This is a genomic window from Streptomyces phyllanthi, from assembly GCF_009377205.1.
GTDB classification, from domain to species: Bacteria; Actinomycetota; Actinomycetes; order Streptomycetales; family Streptomycetaceae; genus Streptomyces; species Streptomyces phyllanthi.
In genome coordinates this window covers 1-3069 of sequence record NZ_VJZE01000715.1, presented here as the reverse complement: position 1 = coordinate 3069, position 3069 = coordinate 1, and the positions used below count along the sequence as shown (strand labels likewise).

General features: G+C 73.7%; 3 protein-coding genes. All 3 read left to right on the top strand.

Going from position 1 to position 3069, the window contains the following annotated elements:
- Positions 1-487, top strand: a 487-nt coding sequence (locus FNH04_RS43860) for a DUF2867 domain-containing protein (RefSeq protein WP_152791814.1), incomplete at its 5' end; no start/stop codon positions are given.
- A gap of 87 nt (positions 488-574) precedes the next feature.
- Positions 575-1960, top strand: a complete 1386-nt coding sequence (locus FNH04_RS43855; protein ID WP_322725600.1) for a cryptochrome/photolyase family protein — start codon at positions 575-577, stop codon at positions 1958-1960.
- Positions 1961-2053: 93 nt separating this feature from the next.
- The gene (locus tag FNH04_RS43850) at positions 2054-2995 is read left to right on the top strand and encodes a TIGR03619 family F420-dependent LLM class oxidoreductase (protein WP_152791813.1); all 942 of its coding nucleotides are present in this window, start codon (positions 2054-2056) and stop codon (positions 2993-2995) included.
- The last annotated feature ends 74 nt before the right edge of the window (positions 2996-3069 follow it).

Here is a 3069-nt window from a genome sequence, read left to right as displayed (position 1 = left end):
GCGTGTGGGGCTTGTGGGCCGACTGGGGCACGGGGGACTGCGGGGGCGCACGGGCCGCCGGAACGCGGCCATGCCCCGGCGGCTTCGGGCCGGGGACCACCTGGACTCCTGGCGTGTGGAGGAGATCGAACCGGAGCGCCGGCTCCGGCTGAGGGCGGAGATGCGGCTGCCGGGCGTGGCGTGGCTGGAGCTGACGGTTGACGGCGACGGCGACGGCGACGGTGACGGGGAGCCGGGGGACCTCCGGAACCTGAAGGATGACGTCCGGGACCCGCGGGCGGCGTACCGAGCGACGTACCGGCAGCGCGTCCTGTTCCATCCGCACGGCCTCGCCGGTCACGCGGCCTGGTGGGCTGCGGCGCCCTTCCATTCCGCGGTCTTCGGCGGCATGGCCCGCACCGTCGCCTCCGCCGCGGAGTCCGGCACGTCCCCCTCATCCCGTACACGCCATACGCGCCGTATACGCCGTACGCTCCGTACGCGCTGAGGAGAGGCCGACGAGAGGCCGACGAGAGGCCGACGAGAAGCCGGAAGAAGCCGGGACAAGCCGAGAAGAGGCAGAGGGAGAGTCAAGGTGCGCGTCTCGATCGCCCTGTTCACCGCGGACCTGCGGCTGCACGACAACCCGGCCCTGCACGCCGCCCTGATGGACGCGGAACGCGTGGTGCCGCTCTTCGTCGCCGACACCGGGATCCGCCGCGCCGGCTTCGCCGTGCCCAACCGGGCGGCCTTCCTCGCCGACAGCCTGGCCGACCTCGACGCGTCCCTGCGTGCCCGAGGCGGCCGGCTGGTCGTGCGGACCGGCGATGTCGTCGAGGAGACCTGCCGGGTGGCGGCGGAGACCGGGGCCGAGGTGGTGCACATCGCGGCGGGCGTGAGCCGTTACGCGGTACGGCGCGAGGACCGGCTGCGTACGGAGCTGGGGAACGACGGCCGCCGTCTCCGGCTCCACGACGCGTCGGTGACCGCCGTACCGCCGGGGGCGCTGACGCCCGGGGGCAAGGACCACTTCGCGGTCTTCACGCCGTACTTCCGCCGCTGGGAGAACTTCTCCGTACGGGACGTCCTGCCCGCTCCGGGGGCGGTGCCCGTACCGCAGGTGCGCTCGGCCGGCATCCCCCGCGCGGAGTCCCTCACGCCGACGGGGCCGGGATCGGACCAGGGGCCCGTATCACCGGGTCTGCCCGCCGGCGGGGAGTCCGAGGCGCGGCGGAGGCTGCGGGCTTGGCTGGCCGGCCCCCTGGCCGAGTACGAGGACCGCGGCGACGACCTCGCCGCCGACGCGACCTCCCGGCTCTCCCCCTACCTGCACTTCGGCTGTCTGTCGGCGACCGAACTGCTGCACCGGGCCCGTGCCCACGGCGGCCCCGGCGCGCGGGCCTTCGTACGCCAGCTGGCCTGGCGGGACTTCCACCACCAGGTCCTGGCCGCCCGCCCCGACGCCGCCCACCGCGACTACCGCCCGCGGAACGACCGCTGGCGCGGCGACGGTGAGGAGATCAGGGCCTGGAAGGAGGGCCGCACGGGCTACCCGGTCGTCGACGCCGCGATGCGGCAGCTCCGGTACGAGGGCTGGATGCCGAACAGGGCCCGCCTGCTGGCCGCGAGCTTCCTGACCAAGACGCTGTACGTGGACTGGCGGGTGGGGGCCCGCCACTTCCTCGACCTGCTGGTGGACGGGGATCTCGTGAACAACCAGCTCAACTGGCAGTGGGCGGCCGGCACCGGCACGGACACCCGCCCCGGCCGGGTCCTCAACCCGCTCGTCCAGGCACGCCGGTTCGACCCTCGGGGGGAGTACGTCCGCCGCTGGCTCCCGGAGCTCGGCGGCCTCGGTGCCGAGGTCCACCGTCTTTCCGGGCTCCCGGAGGCCGCCCGCGCCGAGCTGGACTATCCGCCCCCGATCGTGGACCTCACGGAGGCCACCGCCAGGTTCAGGCGGGCCCGGGGTCTCGACTGACGCGGCCGAGGGGGTTGTGGGGGCGGACTCCCCGCGCATACGTTTGGGATCAAACGACTTGCCCGTCCGGGGGCCGAGAGGGACGTACCGACGATGACCCACACGCCACGCATGCTGCTCGTCCTCAGTGAGAACTGGACTCTGACCGGCGGCCGGGCCGATCTGCCCGCGGTCGTCCGATGGGCCCGCGAGGCCGAGGACGCGGGCTTCGACTCCGTCATGGTCAGCGAACACATCGTGCTCGGCCCCGACGCGGCCGCCGACGGCATCATGGGAAACCCCCGTGACTACGCCCTCCCGGGCAACCAGGACCCGTACACCCCCTGGCCCAACTCACTGCTCCTGCTCGCCGCCATCGCCTCCGTCACCGAGCGCCTGCGACTGGCCGCCGCGGCCGTCCTCGCCCCCCTGCGCCATCCGCTGCTCCTCGCGCGCGAACTGGGCACCCTCGACCTGATCAGCGAGGGGCGGCTGCTGGTGCAGCCGACGGTCAGCTGGAGCAAGGACGAGTACGACGCCCTGGGCGTGCCCTTCGGCCGGCGGGGGCGGCTGCTGGACGAACACCTGGAGATCTGGGCGAAGGCATGGGGGCCCTCCCCGATCTCGCACGACAGCGAGCACTACCCGTTCCGGGACGTCTACTTCGAGCCCAAGGCGTACCGCCCGGAAGGCCCGCGTCTGTGGTTCGGCGGGCAGCACCTCCACGGTCCGGTCCTGCGCAGGCTCGTCCGGTACGGCCACGGTTTCCACCCCCTGGGCAGGCCGTCCCCGCAGGACATGCACCTGCTCAAGGACGCCATGGCCGAGGCCGGCCGGGACGTCGCCGACCTGGAGATGATCGGCGGCACCCAGGGCGTCTTCCACGACGACCACTCGACGGCGGACCTGGCGGCGGCCCTGGCGTCGATCCCGGAACAGCTGGAGCAGGGCTTCACGACGTTCTGCGTCAAGCCGAACCAGTTCATCGACGACCCGGCCGGAGTCGGCGCCTTCTGTCGTGACGTCATCCGCAGGGTCGAGGCCCTGACCGCGTGACGGCAGAGCGGCCACCGGCCCACCGGCCCACCGGCCCACCGGCCCACCGGCCCACCGGCCCACCGGCCCGCCGG

What these genes read in the sequence shown, in the direction of transcription:
- FNH04_RS43850 (WP_152791813.1), top strand. Translation starts at nt 2,054, where the DNA reads ATGACCCACACGCCACGCATGCTGCTCGTCCTCAGTGAGAACTGGACT.